The 13,694-nt window shown below is 33.4% G+C and carries 18 protein-coding genes; 16 read left to right on the top strand and 2 right to left on the bottom strand.

Annotated elements, in window-relative coordinates; all coding sequences use genetic code 11:
• Nucleotides 1-13 precede the first annotated feature (13 nt).
• From JG29_RS07285 to JG29_RS07230, 12 genes are all read left to right on the top strand, one after another.
• Nucleotides 14-634: a BMC domain-containing protein gene (locus JG29_RS07285; RefSeq protein ID WP_045923287.1), complete on the top strand. Its 621-nt coding sequence runs from the start codon at nt 14-16 to the stop codon at nt 632-634.
• Nucleotides 631-2,103, top strand: a complete 1,473-nt coding sequence (locus tag JG29_RS07280) for an acetaldehyde dehydrogenase (acetylating) (RefSeq protein WP_052696334.1) — start codon at nt 631-633, stop codon at nt 2,101-2,103. Before JG29_RS07285 ends, JG29_RS07280 begins: the two co-directional genes overlap by 4 nt.
• 37 nt (nt 2,104-2,140) lie before the next feature.
• Nucleotides 2,141-2,449, top strand: coding sequence for a BMC domain-containing protein (locus JG29_RS07275; RefSeq protein ID WP_045923286.1), 309 nt, complete (start codon nt 2,141-2,143; stop codon nt 2,447-2,449).
• 48 nt (nt 2,450-2,497) lie between these two features.
• Nucleotides 2,498-3,148: a hypothetical protein gene (locus tag JG29_RS07270; protein ID WP_045923285.1), complete on the top strand. Its 651-nt coding sequence runs from the start codon at nt 2,498-2,500 to the stop codon at nt 3,146-3,148.
• Between the two features lie 53 nt (nt 3,149-3,201).
• Complete coding sequence (pduL, locus tag JG29_RS07265) at nt 3,202-3,771, top strand: phosphate propanoyltransferase (RefSeq protein ID WP_045923284.1); 570 nt, start codon at nt 3,202-3,204, stop codon at nt 3,769-3,771.
• Between the two features lie 11 nt (nt 3,772-3,782).
• Nucleotides 3,783-4,394 carry a hypothetical protein gene (locus tag JG29_RS07260; RefSeq protein WP_045923283.1) on the top strand — a complete coding sequence of 204 codons (612 nt, stop codon included), beginning with the start codon at nt 3,783-3,785 and terminating at the stop codon, nt 4,392-4,394.
• 34 nt (nt 4,395-4,428) lie between these two features.
• On the top strand, nt 4,429-5,526 hold the full coding sequence (gene eutH, locus JG29_RS07255; protein WP_045923282.1) for an ethanolamine utilization protein EutH: 1,098 nt from the start codon (nt 4,429-4,431) through the stop codon (nt 5,524-5,526).
• 19 nt (nt 5,527-5,545) lie between these two features.
• On the top strand, nt 5,546-5,989 hold the full coding sequence (locus JG29_RS07250; RefSeq protein ID WP_045923281.1) for a cupin domain-containing protein: 444 nt from the start codon (nt 5,546-5,548) through the stop codon (nt 5,987-5,989).
• Nucleotides 5,990-6,063: 74 nt separating this feature from the next.
• The gene (locus JG29_RS07245) at nt 6,064-6,387 is read left to right on the top strand and encodes a BMC domain-containing protein (RefSeq protein ID WP_198139905.1); all 324 of its coding nucleotides are present in this window, start codon (nt 6,064-6,066) and stop codon (nt 6,385-6,387) included.
• A gap of 180 nt (nt 6,388-6,567) precedes the next feature.
• Nucleotides 6,568-7,416 (top strand): ethanolamine utilization protein EutJ, encoded by an 849-nt coding sequence (gene eutJ, locus JG29_RS07240; protein ID WP_045923279.1) that lies wholly within the window; start codon nt 6,568-6,570, stop codon nt 7,414-7,416.
• Between the two features lie 41 nt (nt 7,417-7,457).
• A complete protein-coding gene (locus tag JG29_RS07235; RefSeq protein ID WP_045923278.1) occupies nt 7,458-7,898 on the top strand; it encodes a EutP/PduV family microcompartment system protein in 441 nt (146 codons plus the stop codon).
• A gap of 18 nt (nt 7,899-7,916) precedes the next feature.
• Complete coding sequence (locus JG29_RS07230; RefSeq protein WP_052696333.1) at nt 7,917-8,726, top strand: tyrosine-protein phosphatase; 810 nt, start codon at nt 7,917-7,919, stop codon at nt 8,724-8,726.
• A 31-nt stretch (nt 8,727-8,757) separates the two neighbouring features.
• Here the strand turns inward: JG29_RS07230 and JG29_RS07225 are convergent, their stop codons facing one another.
• Nucleotides 8,758-9,837: a helix-turn-helix domain-containing protein gene (locus JG29_RS07225; protein ID WP_045923277.1), complete on the bottom strand. Its 1,080-nt coding sequence runs from the start codon at nt 9,835-9,837 to the stop codon at nt 8,758-8,760.
• Between the two features lie 83 nt (nt 9,838-9,920).
• On the opposite strand from JG29_RS07225, the gene JG29_RS07220 reads away from it, so the two are divergent.
• The 4 genes from JG29_RS07220 to JG29_RS07205 all read left to right on the top strand — a co-directional run bounded on the left by JG29_RS07220 (nt 9,921) and on the right by JG29_RS07205 (nt 12,917).
• A complete protein-coding gene (locus tag JG29_RS07220; protein WP_045923276.1) occupies nt 9,921-10,535 on the top strand; it encodes a histidine phosphatase family protein in 615 nt (204 codons plus the stop codon).
• A gap of 29 nt (nt 10,536-10,564) precedes the next feature.
• Nucleotides 10,565-11,023, top strand: coding sequence for a flavodoxin domain-containing protein (locus JG29_RS07215; protein ID WP_045923275.1), 459 nt, complete (start codon nt 10,565-10,567; stop codon nt 11,021-11,023).
• A gap of 6 nt (nt 11,024-11,029) precedes the next feature.
• Nucleotides 11,030-11,569 carry an NADPH-dependent FMN reductase gene (locus JG29_RS07210; protein ID WP_052696332.1) on the top strand — a complete coding sequence of 180 codons (540 nt, stop codon included), beginning with the start codon at nt 11,030-11,032 and terminating at the stop codon, nt 11,567-11,569.
• Nucleotides 11,570-11,735: 166 nt separating this feature from the next.
• Nucleotides 11,736-12,917, top strand: a complete 1,182-nt coding sequence (locus JG29_RS07205; protein ID WP_045923274.1) for an MFS transporter — start codon at nt 11,736-11,738, stop codon at nt 12,915-12,917.
• A 3-nt stretch (nt 12,918-12,920) separates the two neighbouring features.
• Here the strand turns inward: JG29_RS07205 and JG29_RS07200 are convergent, their stop codons facing one another.
• On the bottom strand, nt 12,921-13,484 hold the full coding sequence (locus tag JG29_RS07200; RefSeq protein ID WP_045923273.1) for a cob(I)yrinic acid a,c-diamide adenosyltransferase: 564 nt from the start codon (nt 13,482-13,484) through the stop codon (nt 12,921-12,923).
• Between the last annotated feature and the right edge of the window lie 210 nt (nt 13,485-13,694).

Genomic DNA, 13,694 nt, shown 5'->3' with positions numbered 1-13,694 from the left:
GATGTGATTAATAATGGCGATAGAAAGTCTAGGAATGATTGAAGTAAAAGGATTTCTGGGAGCTGTCGTTTCTGCGGATGCTGCTTTAAAAGCAAGCGATGTTTCTTTATTAGATTTAGAAATAACGCGTGGAGGATTAGTCACAGTATTATTAATTGGTGATGTTGCAGCTGTTAATGCTGCAGTGGATGCAGGAATCTCAAGTATCGAAAATTTAAAATGTTTAATTTCTCATTTTGTTATAGCAAGATTGGACCAGCAAACAGAACGCTTAACTCAATATAAACATTCCCATCCCGTAATAAAAGATATTCAATCTAGTTCATCTTTCAAAAAAGAATTAGAAGATAAAACTGTTCAAGAAAATCCAGAAAATAGCAATTTCAATGAAACATTAAATAATAATATAGCCAAAGAACCAACAAAATCATTAACGCCCAATTCACCAAGTGATGATCCTCAAACTTGGGTCAGTGATCGTGAATCTTTAGAAAAAATGCGCGTTGTAGATTTAAGAAAACAAGCCTACAAAATGAATTTAAGCACTTTAACTAAGAAACAAATAAAGATGGGAAATAAGAAAACCCTAATTCAGGCTATTTTAGATGAATTAAAGGAGGGAAAAGATAATTGACTTTAACTGATGTAGATTTACTTTCAATGCAGGAAGTACGAATTTTACTGCATAAGGCAACGAAAGCACAAAAAATTTATCGTGATTTTTCACAAGAGCAAATTGATAAAGTTTGTCAAGCTATTGCCGATGCTGGTGTAGCTAATAGTAAAAAATTGGCCAAGATGGCACAAGAAGAAACAGGTTTTGGCAATTGGCAGGATAAAACTTTAAAGAATATCTTTGCCTCTAAAACCGTTAATGAACGTTATAAGAATCTAAAGACCGTAGGAATTATTGATGAAAATGTTGAAAATAAAACTGTTGATATGGCAGTGCCCGTAGGAGTTGTAGCAGGGCTGATTCCTTCTACTAATCCTACATCGTCCGTGTTTTATAAATCAATAATTGCTCTAAAGGCTGGAAATGCCATCGTATTTTCTCCACACCCCAATGCTAAAAAATGCATTTTAGAAGCTATCAAAATTGCCAATGAAGCTGCCATTAAAGCTGGTGCTCCGGAAGGATTAATATCTGGTATGACCATTTTATCCTTAGAAGGAACAGATGAGTTAATGGGTAATAAAGAGACTAAGATGATCATTGCGACCGGTGGTGGAGCAATGGTTCACGCGGCCTATTCTTCTGGGACCCCCGCAATAGGTGTTGGACCTGGAAATGGTTCTGCTTATATTGAAAGAAGTGCTGATCCGGCATTAGCAGTAAAAAGAATCATGGATTCAGAAACTTTTGATAATGGAACAATTTGTGCTTCTGAGCAATCTATTATTGTAGAAAGATCTAATAAAGATGCGGTTCATGAAGAACTAGTAAAACAGGGAGCATATTTCTTAGATAATGATGAAAAAGATAAGCTGTCGAAGTTTCTCTTGCGTTCTGATAACACAATGAATCCGCAGATTGTAGGAAAATCCGCAGATAGATTAGCAAAAATGGCGGATATTAAGATTCCAACAGGAACTAAAGTCTTAATTGCTCCTGATTATAGTAACAATATTGGTCAAAATAATCCGTATTCCCGTGAGAAATTAACACCAATTTTGGCATATTATGAAGTTGAAGATTGTAAGGAAGCTGCTTCTGTCACACAAAAACTTTTAATGAATGAAGGCGCTGGTCATACTGCCATTTTACATTCGGAAAACCAAGAAGTTATTCGTGAATATTCTTCCTTAGTCCCGGCTTCAAGAGTAATTGTTAATTCACCTGGAGCTCTCGGAGGAATAGGGGCCACAACTTGTTTGAATCCTGCTTTAACACTGGGATGTGGTGCTATTGGGGGAAGTTCCTTATCAGATAATGTTGGACCAATGAATCTGTTAAATATTAAACATATTGCTGTTGGTAAATGTGAATTGGAAGATGTCCGTAAGCAGTCAGGAATGAATAATGTTTCTGAAGGTTTAGAAGATAATAGACAACAACTAATTGATGAATTAGTAAAACAGGTTTTAGAAAAAATTCAATAAAATAAATAGAAGAGATACTATTAGGAGGAAATGAATTATGTCAAATACAAATGCCTTGGGAATGATTGAAACTAAAGGATTAGTTGGAGCTATCGAAGCTGCTGATGCAATGGTTAAAGCTGCGAATGTAACTTTAATTGGTAAAGAGCAAATTGGAGCAGGATTAGTTACAGTTATGGTTCGTGGTGATGTTGGAGCTGTAAAAGCAGCTACTGATGCTGGTGCAGCTGCAAGTGAAAAAGTTGGTGAATTAATTTCAGTTCATGTTATTCCTCGTCCGCATAGTGAAGTGGATGCAATTTTACCACACATGTTGGGAGAAAAGGCCAATATGGAGGATGATTAAAAAGTAGGCAAGTGATGATTGCGGTCTTTTATTGAAAGGAGGTGCCTCTTGGGTAAACTACTAACAGAAGATGATGTTCGTCAAATGTTTAAACAAAAGGAACTATTTGATAAAGATTCAATATCTTTGCCAAGAGGTACTATTTTAACACCATCTGCTAAAAGTTTTTTAGCTGAGCATCAAATAAAATTTAAATCTACAGTCTTGAAAGATGGCAAATTAAGATCCGATAATCATAACTCATGGCTGGATTCCTTTACAATCAAACAAAATGAAATTGATTTTCAACAATTGGACAATTATCGAACACCTTTCTTCAAATTACAGTCAGCTTTACGAGAGCAAGCGTTACTGTTTTTGAAGATCTTAAAAGAGCAGGATTTTGAGCTAAATCGTAATCTTGTTAATAATGTCCTTGAATTATTTAATACGTTAATAGTTCTTGAACCTGCACAATTGAATAAACTAGATAACTTAGCAACGGTTGATTTACAAATTAATAAATTAAAAATTAAATGTTCACATGAAATAATTATTCAATTTATGTTATTAAGCTTAGAAAGAGTGGCTATTCAGTTAGCAGATTGTTTGATAGTATATCCTGATTTTAAGCAAGCACATTTTTATCAATTAATCGTTAATCTAGAAGATGAGATGCAGGCTTGGGTTCGTAGCATTTTAAAAGAGGGTGAAGAATAACGCAAAATTTAAATAATATTGTAGATGATGTTATTACTGAATTGAAAAAGCGAATGTCATTTGAAATTGAAGCATCTGCTCGTCACGTTCATTTATCAAATGATACTATTGCTCAGTTATTTGGTTTTAATTATAAATTGACACCAGTTCGACCTCTATCACAACCGGGTCAATATGTTAGCAAAGAGAAAGTGATTCTTAAAGGCCCTAAAGGGCAGATTAATAATGTTTCAGTTTTAGGACCTGCTAGAGAGCACTCACAAGTTGAATTATCAATTACAGATGCTTTGAGCTTGGGCGTTGATCCTCCTATTAGAGAAAGTGGCCATTTAGACCAGACTCCGGGAATCACATTAATTAATGGAAATAATAGTGTTAACTTAAATAGTGGTGTTATCATTGCCCAAAGACATATTCATATCACACCAGAAGATGCTAAAATTTTTGGTGTTCAGAATAATGATATTGTCAGTGTAAAAACTAGTGGGAAGCGTTCCGTGATATTTAATGATGTGGTTATTCGCGTTAGTGAGAAATTTGCTACAAGAATGCATATTGATTTTGATGAGGCTAATGCTTGCGGTTTTGTGAAGGGCATGCGTGGAACTCTTTATAAAAAGTAGGTGTCTTGTATATGAAATCTGACGAAATAGAACAATTAGTTCAAGTAGTTACCAATAGGGTTATGGAACAGCTTGGCCAGTTTAAACCCCATATAATTTTAAGAGATCCGCTGAAATATTATCCTGCCTCATACATTGATGTGCTTTCCCAAAATTATGAGCTTATATATGAAAAAAAGCAGGGTAGCAATGCTGCCCTGCTTTGTCTTAGTAAGATAACAACTAAGCAAATAGTAACACTTGCACATTTGATAAGTACAGATGAGTTAACTGATCAAGTATTAGACTTTTTGCTTCAAGACAAACCTGTTTGGATTTTTAGTAAAAAACCTCAAATCATAGAATATCAAAGACAAACTAGATATGGTGTTTGGAAAGAAATCCAAGATGCTCTTCAAAAATTAGAACATTATAACATTCATTTTATTTATGATAACAGTTCTTTTAATTTGCACCTGCAAGCTTTAAGTAAGACTAATAAGGTTGTAAATACTAAATATAAATACGTCACACTGACTAAATTGCAGGAAAGATTGAAAAATCATCAACAATTGTTGCAAGATAATGAAAAAATGACAGATTTAGCCAAGGATTGGGCTCGTAGTAAAGATTTGAGGTTATAAGAGTGTTTGTTTAGTTTAGAAAGGAGGGCTACTAATGGGAATAAATGAAATAATTATGTATATCATGGTATTTTTTATGGCTTTAGGTGCCTTAGATAAAATGCTAGGAGACAAGTTTGGCTTAGGAGCCAAATTTGAAGAAGGAATTATGTCGATGGGGTCCTTAGCTATGTCCATGGTAGGGATTATTGTGTTAGCACCCATTTTAGCAAAGATTTTGTCACCTTTAATTGTTCCACTTTATCGGGCCTTGGGGGCTGATCCTTCGATGTTTGCCACAAGCTTAATTGCTATTGATATGGGAGGCTTTCAACTAGCACAGCAAATGGCCATAAATACACAAGCTGGATTATTTGCAGGTGTTATTCTAGGATCAATGATGGGACCTACCATTGTATTCTCCATACCAGTCGCACTAGGGATTATAGATAAAAAAGATCACCGCTTTTTGGCTACAGGAGTTTTATCCGGCATGATTACAATACCAATTGGTTGTTTTGTCGGGGGTCTTATGATGGGTATGCCTTTAATGTCAGTTTTGATGAATTTAATTCCGATTATATTATTTGCGGTATTAATAGCCTTGGGTCTTTGGTTTAAACCAGAGGCAATGATTAAAGGATTCTCTGTTTTTGGTCAAGCAATTGTCATCATTGGAACCTTTGGTTTGGCTTTAGGTGCTGTTCAATCGATGATTGGTGTCAAAATTATTCCTGGTATTGGTAATGTTAAAGGGGCTATTCAAACAGTGGGAAGTATTGCGATGACTTTAGCTGGTGCTTTTACTTTAGTTTTTGTAATAACAAAAGTCTTTAAAAAACCCTTGTTAAAATTAGGAAAGTTATTAGGAATGAACGAAACAGCAGCTGCAGGACTAGTAGCAACTTTGGCCAATAATATTCCGATGTTTGAAATGATGAAAGATATGGATGATCGCGGCAAAATTATTAATGTAGCCTTTGCAGTATCTGCAGCCTTTGTTTTCGGAGATCATTTAGGCTTTGTTGCTGGTGTGGCTAAACAAATGATATTTCCGATGATCATTAGTAAACTTGTTGCTGGTATTACTGCTATTGCTGTGGCTATGTTTATGGCTGATCGTGTTTTGAAAAAGAATTCTCAAGAAGGTTAATTGAAAGTGAGGAAAACCTATGAATATCGAGCGCGAAGAAGTTGAAAAAATTGTTAGGCAAATTTTGACTGAAAAATTAGGGGCCTATAAGACTTCCACAGCAGACGGTTTAATGATGGTAGATATCCCCGATTTAGAAGTAAGTGAGCAGGATAGAATGGATACCGGTAATGCCAATGATCATGTGTATACTAAGGACTTTTTTGATTTAAAACAAAGCCCACGTTTGGGAGCGGGATTAATGGTGATGAAAGCCAGTACTTTTGATTGGCAGTTAAATTATGACGAATTTGACTATGTTATCGCAGGAACACTGAGTGTTATTGGCTCTCAAGGTACAGTTACTGCAGAACCGGGACAGTCCATTTTAATTCCCAAGGGTAGTAAAATTAAGTTCTCTGCCCCTACGGAGGCACGATTTATATATATTACTTATCCAGCTGATTGGGCTAATCAATCTTAATTATTTTCTTTAAATAGAAGGAAGTATGTCTAATGTCAGATAATAAACATGCTCGTAGAACTGAACCAGAAAGAATGATTCAAGAATACGTTCCAGGTAAACAAATAACTTTAGCACACATTATTGCCAATCCTGATAAGAATATTTTTACAAAATTAGGTTTGAGTTCTCATAATTCAGCATTAGGTATTTTAACAATAACGCCTAGTGAAGCTTCAATGATTGCTAGTGACATTGCTACTAAGTCTGGGAACGTGGAATTAGAGTTTATTGATCGTTTTAGCGGCTCAGTTGTTGTAAGTGGTGAGGTTTCGGAAGTTGAAGCTGCATTAAAACAAGTAGTTATCAAATTAAAAGATATTTTGGACTTTACTATTTGTGATATTACAAGAACGTAAAGTAAGTAATATTGTTTATTATCTAGTAGGCGCTCAGTGATAACTATTGTCAGTAGTTAAGCTTTGCGTCTTTTCTCTGCTAAAGTGACTTCTTTTTATGTTTTTCATCTGAAAATCTACTTAATTGGCTTAAATATGTAATGATTGATAGAAGAGAATCATAATAAATGGAGAATAGTAATGAATTATAAACAAAAAAATATTTTAAATGGCCCCAATAAGAAGTTACAGCAATTAATTAAAGTCGTTAATAAAAATCGATCCGTAAGAAAGCCGAATAAGGATGAGCCTTTACGGGTCGGAGTTGATTTAGGAACCTCTTCAATTGTTTTAACGGTTTTGGATAGTCAAAATGAGCCTCTCTATTGTACTTTTGAGTATGATAATGCCATTCGCGATGGAATAATTGTTGATTTTATGGACTCAGTAAAAATTCTAAAAAATCTAAAGCAGCAGGCCGAACAAGTTTTAGAAAGGCCGTTAATAACTGCCTGTGGTGCTATTCCACCGGATGTAGATAGTGGTAGTGGCAGTAAAGTAGTGACTAACGTGATTGAAGCTGCAGGTTTTAGCTGTCGGCAAGTTGTAGCAGAGCCCACAGCAGCAGCTAAATTTCTTCAGATAAAAACTGGTACAGTGGTCGATATTGGTGGCGGTACAACGGGGATTAGTGTTTTTAATAATAATAAATTGGTTCAAATTATAGATGAGCCTACCGGCGGGATTCATATGACTTTGGTTATTGCGGGAGCATATCAGATTAATTCAGATAAAGCGGAAGTAATCAAGCGTGAACATAAAAATGAAGATGAGATTTTTCACATTATTCAACCCGTTGTAGAGAAAATGGCTATAATCACTAAGAATGTAATGAAAGATAAAATATATGAACCGGTAATTATAGTTGGGGGAGCCATCAATTTTAAAGATTTTATTCCTACTTTTAGTAAGATACTAGGAATACCAGCAATAAAGCCCCTTTATCCGCAATTTGTAACTCCCTTAGGAATTGCAATGTGTGATAGTTAAATAATATGCGGGGGTATTAAATTTTATAAGGAGATGTTTCTTTGAAAAAACCGATTTTTATTGGGGCCATTGGTTGTGGGAAGACAACCTTATGTCAGAGGTTACAAGGAAAAGCGATCACCTATAATAAAACGCAAGTAATTCAATACTACCAAAATAAAAATTTAATTGATACTCCGGGTGAATTTATGGAGCATAGAAATTTATACAGCGCTTTAATGACCACTTCGGTAGACTCTGATGTAGTGATTTTCTTACAGAGCGTAGTTGATAAGCGGCAAAGCTTTGCGCCTGGTTTTGGCAGTATGTTTACAAAGGAAAAAATCGGTGTGGTTACAAAAATAGATTTGAGTGATACTCCAGAAGACATTGACTGGGCCGCGCAGCAATTAAAGTCAGCAGGAGCAGAAAAAATTTTTAAGGTTTCAGCAAAAAACAACATTGGGATAGAAGAATTAAGCCAATATTTAGAAATTATATAAAAGGGGGAGAACAAGCTATTGTTGGCAGATCAAGGCGAAAGGACACCACATGTTAATAATATTCGGGACTTAGGTGGCTATCCTACTAAAGATGGCCGAATTGTTAAATGGTGTAAACTAATCAGATCAGGCCTCTTAAATAAACTAGATTCTGCAGATCATAATTATTTTTGTGATCATAGAATTAAAACAATTATTGATTTACGTTCTTATTCGGAGATTGAAAAATGGCCGGATAGTCTACAATTGCAGACTAAATATCTAATTATTCCTCTTTCTGATAATTCAGTTTTAGAAGATGGTAACTTTATCAATGCTTTACAAAAATTTTATTCTGAAACCCCACGGGGCGGTTATATAGAAATGATTAATTCATATGAACAACTGGTTATTAGTAAAAAATCTCAATTAGCTTATTATGAAATTTTTAAATATCTTTTAGAGAATAAAACAGACGAAGCTGTTATTATTCATTGCAGTGCCGGCAAAGATCGCACCGGATTAGTTTGCGCTTTAGTCTTATTGGCCTTAGGAGTAGATCGGCAAGTGGTGTATGAGGATTATCTATTAACTAATAAATTGTCCATTAACCGGATATATGCGCGGATTATGGAGGCCAAGGCTAACGGAGGAAATGAGAATTTTATTCGTTCCATCTATGATCTTTCAGTGGTGCATGAAGCTTATTTAAAGCGAGCCCTAGATATTATTGATGATGAATATGGCGGCGTGGGTCAATTTCTGTGTAACGAAGTTGGAATTACTACCAAAGAAATATCTGACCTCCAAAAAATTTATCTTACTTCATTGGATAAGGCCTATCTTTAAAGATTCCACCTAAATAGAACGATTGCGATACCTATTCAAGAGCTCTATCAGTATACAGCCATTGAATGATAGTTTTATCATTAACAAAAATTTCATTAGATGTCTTTATCGGCTGAAGAAAGTCCACAGTATAAATCCAGCCTCCGTTAATTTGATTATTTTTTAAATAATTAATTGAATAAACATAAGGGTAACCGTTAATATTATGTATTTTAAAATCAATGTTATTGTCTGCAAAAAATTTTTTAGAAATATCATATACAGATATATGATGATTCCAAGTTAAATCTCGGGGTATAGTGTATATTTTTTTGATGCGGGAATTCTGCTTTCGAAATTGTAAGGGTGATAAATGAGTTTTTTGTTTAAAAACTTTTGAAAAATAACTGGATTGACTAAAACCTAATTTTTGGGATAAATACTTTATGGGGGCATTATCTGATAACAGTTCTCTTTGAGCAACCGCTACTTTATTCATATTAATATAATCTATAAAATTAATGTGCAGGTGTTCTTTAAAAATTCTGCTCAAGTAATCAGGAGAGATGTAGAGGGTTTGTGCTACTTTTTTAAGAGATAACTCGTTTGTGATATTTTCTAAAATATATTGCCGTGCTAGCTTAATAATATCAAGAGTAGTATCATTATTATTACTTTGATTACTTAGGTGATGTGGATTTTTGGGGTGATTGTTGTCATTTTTTTGTAATAAGCGGTATTCAACGATAAAATTGAGTATTTTGCGGAGATTTTTTATATACAGTGGCTTAAGTAATAAAACCTCTTGATTGTGATCTTTGAGAAAAGTTTTAACAGCGACTTCTAAGTAACCCCTATATAAATATAAATTCTCTGCTGCTATTTTTTCTTCATCAAATAATATGAAAATTCCCTCTAATCCATAATTAAAAATTAAGGGATAGGCATAAATATATTTATTTTTTAAATTAGGCTCCAAGCGGATAAGATCTTGGAAAGCCTTGATATCGGTAGAATTTGATAGGATGTCCAATTTTTGGTTGATAAATATAATATCAGTAATAGATGAGAATGACTGGATAGTTTTTTCAATAATTTCTTTTATGTTAAATTGATAATTGATAAAATCCATAGTGAAGGCCCCTATCTATTGAAATACTAGCTTGAATGTTCTGTTATTATAGTGTTAATTTAATAAAGTTGAAGAGGATTTTAATGACAGCGCTTTTTTTATTACGTCATGGATTGACTTATGCGAATAAATTAAATTTACTTCAAGGTACTTTGGAAAATTCTAAAACGTTTTTAACTCCTCAAAGTAAAGTTGAAATTACACAACTACAAAAATTATTAAGTCGATATCGAATTGATCTGGTTTATACAAGTCCTCTCAATAGAGCGTTTGATACGACTGAGATTATTTGTGATAATCGCGCACCATTTACAATAGATCAACGTTTAAGAGAATTGTCCTATGGCAAATGGAATGGAAAAAGCTGGAGTTACTTAATTGATAATTATTGTAATTATGTTAATTTGAAAACTCAAGAAGTTTCTTCTAGTTCGATGTCTATCAGTCAAGGTGAGTCTTTTGAGCAGGGACAACAGAGGATTAAAAGTTTTGTTAATGAAATTTCCTTCCGCTTTCCGAATAATCGGGTTCTGTTGGTTACGCATGGCTGGATTATAAAAAATTTTATTGCAATATATTGGAATGATAATTGTAAAGCGGCTCAGTTTAATCCTAGAAATTTAAGTTTGACCAAATTTTTAATTGATAGAAAGCAGAATAATTTTAAATTAGTATTTTATGATCGCCTTTTTCTTTGACTCGAAATTAGTTATGGGGTGTTGAATAAATGATTTTGGCACATGTTGTTTTTGCCACGATTACAGGCAATAATGAAGAAATTGCTGATATTATCAGTGAGTTATTAGATGGACCTGAGATACAGGTAACAGAAACTGAGATCTCACAAACTGATGTGTTTGATTTTGTTAAATCAGATCTTTTAATTGTTTGTGCTTATACCTATGATGAAGGCAGTTTGCCAGAAGAATGTAGAGATTTTTATGAAGATTTAAAAACGACCGATCTCACTAATAAAGTTTTTGGCGTTGCTGGTTCGGGTGACAAATCTTATGGTGAATATTATAACTTAGTGGTAGATATGTTTTCGGATGTTTTTAAACATCAGGGAGCAATTCAAGGATTTAAAAATATTAAAATTAATTTAGAGCCGGCAGAGGCGGATATTGAAATTTTGAATAAAGCAGTTAAGAATATCGTCAAAGTAACGAATAACCTTGAGAGGTAAGTAGGCATGATGAAAATTGGTATATTAATTGGTAGTTTAAGTCAGAAATCTTATAGCCGTAAAATAGCGCAATTTATTGTGAACAGTTTTCCTAATATTGCTTTTATGGAATTAAATTATCGACAATTATCTTTATATGATCCGGATTTAGAAGTTACTAATTGCCCCATCAATTGGCAGGCATTTCGACTGGCTATTAGAAAATTTAATGCTTTGTTATTTGTTACTCCTGAGTATAATTATTCTATTCCTGGAGGTTTGAAAAACGCACTTGATATTTTATCTGGAGCTGATACTGAAGATCTTTTAATTGATAAACCGACTATGATTATTACAGATTCTTCAGGAAATCGGGGCGGTCTAATTGCTAACTTGCAATTACAACAAGTTCTAAGAATGCTTGGTATGCGCGTATTTAACAATGAAGTGACGTTGAGTAAAGTGCAAGAACTGTTTAATGATCAAGATGAATTGATCGATCAAAGCTCACGAGATTTTTTGATTGCTAATGTTACGGAGTTTTATGATTTTATTAAGCATACTTAGTAAATTTTTATCTGTTAAATAAGGATTTTCAAAGTATTAGTGTATTAAAGAAACTGCTCAATGAGATCAGATTTTTGGCCTTTTAACTAATATTTATTGTTGTTTTATTTGTAGGTGTTCTTAATAATTACTAAAAAGATTTTATTATATGCATTGGAGATGTTTAATGAGAGATATCAAACCCAATAATCCAAAATTCAAACTAGCTTTACTCTCGCTATCTTTATTGTTAATGAGTTCTTCACAAGTATCTGCAGCCTTACCTTTGATGTATAACTTTTTTTCTGGTTTTTCACGTACAGCGGTAGAAACTCTAATTACAATTCCTAATATAGGTATTGTTGTGGGTCTGTTAGGCAATCAATTTTTAATCAGAATTTTGCAGATAAAAGGTACAGTTATTATTGGTCTAGTGATGGTCTTAATAGCTGGAACTTTTCCAATTTACTGTAATTTTTATGGACCTCTTTTGTTATCGCGCTTTCTTTTAGGATTAGGAATTGGATTATTTAATTCCCTAGCAGTTAGTCTGCTTTATCGTTTCTATCAAAAAAGTGAATTAGATACAATGTTAGGATTACAGAATGCTACCAGTAGTATCGGTGCAGCAATATTCTCTTTTACTGTGAGCTATTTAATAAATTTTGGCTGGCATTCTGTTTTTTGGATTTATATTTGTGCTTTACCCATATTAATAATATTTGGTCTTGTCATAGTGATTCCTGCTACTAATAGTAATGCTCCACATAATTCCAATTTAAAAAATTTCAGAATTAATTCATCAGTAATTGAGATTATCATACTAATGTTTTTCATACATTTGTTTTTCTTGCCAATTTCGTTTAAATTACCTCAATTAGTGCTTAGTGAAAAAATCGGTAATATGTCTCAAGTAGCAATGATTTCCGGAGTTACCACGCTCATGGGAATTCCGGTAGGAATAATTTATGGTAAGATGAAAAAACATTTGCGCCAAAAAACGCTATTATTAGGAATATTTCTGCAAACTATCGGAATAGGTGTTGTTGCCTATAGTATCAATTTATTATGGGTCTTTATAGGCGTGTTTTTAGCTGGTAGCGGTTTCGGAATAGCAGTTCCTGATATGTATGACTGGCTGGGAAATATTGTGTCTACTGCCGCAGCTAACATTACTACTACAATGACTATAATAGCCGTTAATCTGGGGTGTTTTGTTTCACCAGCCGTGATTAATTATTTGAATAAGAATTTAGCCAATAACACGCCTCGAACAGCAATGATCGTTGATTTTGAAGGTATGGTATTTTTATTAATTTATATTTGTATAAGATTTTTAGTCAACAAGAAAAAATCTTTGGATAATTAAATTCTATTTAAAGACATTCTTACTATTACGATAGAATGTCTCTTTACTTTTGAGAAGATAGTTTGCATATCTGGCGTTGATAAAAAAGTAATCTGAGAGGCGATTGATAAAAATTAAAACCTTAGGATTTATTTTTTCTTTTTGTTTTAATTCGACAACATCTCTTTCAACACGCCGGGTAATTGTACGAGCTACTTGTAAGGCAGAGGCTAGTTGACTTCCAGCAGGTAGAATAAACTTACTGATGGCAGGTAGTTGTTGAGACTTAGAGTCTATACTTTGTTCTAACCAGCTAATTGAATCGGGATTAAAAATGAATTTGTTTTGTTCACCTCTGTCCAACGTAGCTAAGTCTTTACCACAGTCAAATAATAATTGCTGTACTTCTTCTAATTCTTTGTCAAGTTCATTAGTAGTTTTATTTGTCAATGAACGAGTATAACCTACCCAAGAATTTAGTTCATCAATTCCTCCGTATGCCTTAATGCGAATATTATTTTTAGGCAAAATTTTGCCACCGACAATTTTAGTTTGTCCCAAATCACCTGTTTTAGTATATATCTTCATAGTTATTTCCTCTTGAGTAATTAATTATTAAAGTCGATTACAATAATGACCTTTATTTGCATTTTAAGGGGTCAATTAAATTATTTAATCTGCTGCTGAATTGATAGTGCTAAATTTCATATTTGAGAACAAAAAAATACTATTTTTTAGATTTTTTTTAGATTTTTAAATTATTTTTATGTTTTAGAACAAAATATTACTTTTTTGAGC

This window comes from Bombilactobacillus mellis (genome assembly GCF_000967245.1).
Taxonomy (GTDB): domain Bacteria; phylum Bacillota; class Bacilli; order Lactobacillales; family Lactobacillaceae; genus Bombilactobacillus; species Bombilactobacillus mellis.
The sequence above is the reverse complement of the archived record's forward strand: the minus strand, read 5'-3'. Positions and strand labels throughout refer to the sequence as shown.

Bases quoted from the DNA above. Each gene is read 5' to 3' on its own strand.
- JG29_RS07285 (WP_045923287.1), top strand. From the start codon at position 14: ATGGCGATAGAAAGTCTAGGAATGATTGAAGTAAAAGGATTTCTGGGA.
- JG29_RS07275 (WP_045923286.1), top strand. From the start codon at position 2,141: ATGTCAAATACAAATGCCTTGGGAATGATTGAAACTAAAGGATTAGTT.
- pduL (WP_045923284.1), top strand. From the start codon at position 3,202: ATGTCATTTGAAATTGAAGCATCTGCTCGTCACGTTCATTTATCAAAT.
- JG29_RS07260 (WP_045923283.1), top strand. From the start codon at position 3,783: ATGAAATCTGACGAAATAGAACAATTAGTTCAAGTAGTTACCAATAGG.
- eutH (WP_045923282.1), top strand. From the start codon at position 4,429: ATGGGAATAAATGAAATAATTATGTATATCATGGTATTTTTTATGGCT.
- JG29_RS07250 (WP_045923281.1), top strand. From the start codon at position 5,546: ATGAATATCGAGCGCGAAGAAGTTGAAAAAATTGTTAGGCAAATTTTG.
- JG29_RS07245 (WP_198139905.1), top strand. From the start codon at position 6,064: ATGATTCAAGAATACGTTCCAGGTAAACAAATAACTTTAGCACACATT.
- eutJ (WP_045923279.1), top strand. From the start codon at position 6,568: ATGAATTATAAACAAAAAAATATTTTAAATGGCCCCAATAAGAAGTTA.
- JG29_RS07225 (WP_045923277.1), bottom strand. From the start codon at position 9,837: ATGGATTTTATCAATTATCAATTTAACATAAAAGAAATTATTGAAAAA.
- JG29_RS07220 (WP_045923276.1), top strand. From the start codon at position 9,921: ATGACAGCGCTTTTTTTATTACGTCATGGATTGACTTATGCGAATAAA.
- JG29_RS07215 (WP_045923275.1), top strand. From the start codon at position 10,565: ATGATTTTGGCACATGTTGTTTTTGCCACGATTACAGGCAATAATGAA.
- JG29_RS07210 (WP_052696332.1), top strand. From the start codon at position 11,030: ATGATGAAAATTGGTATATTAATTGGTAGTTTAAGTCAGAAATCTTAT.
- JG29_RS07205 (WP_045923274.1), top strand. From the start codon at position 11,736: ATGAGAGATATCAAACCCAATAATCCAAAATTCAAACTAGCTTTACTC.
- JG29_RS07200 (WP_045923273.1), bottom strand. From the start codon at position 13,484: ATGAAGATATATACTAAAACAGGTGATTTGGGACAAACTAAAATTGTC.